General features: G+C 51.5%; 1 protein-coding gene. It reads right to left on the bottom strand.

Annotation, left to right across the window (positions count from 1 at the left end; genetic code table 11):
- The coding region (locus ICL55_RS35065; RefSeq protein ID WP_188106750.1) for a hypothetical protein at positions 1-202 on the bottom strand (202 nt) is incomplete at both ends.

Below are 202 nucleotides of genomic sequence, written 5' to 3'. Positions count from 1 at the left end.
GTGGTCTGCCATGCACCGGTTTGGGTGGCGAAACCAGGCATCTGTCTTGTCGCCGCAACTTTGATGGTATACTGGGTGATGATACCTACCTGGTTGGAGGTCACCACGTCGAAAGTATTTCCACTGTTACATACCGGGTTGGTTACCTGCGCATCAACACCTGGAACTTTGTTCAGCGTGAGGTCAACAGTAGAGGTCTTGT

This window comes from Chitinophaga varians (assembly GCF_014529945.1).
Lineage (GTDB): Bacteria > Bacteroidota > Bacteroidia > Chitinophagales > Chitinophagaceae > Chitinophaga > Chitinophaga varians.
The sequence above is the reverse complement of the archived record's forward strand: the minus strand, read 5'-3'. Positions and strand labels throughout refer to the sequence as shown.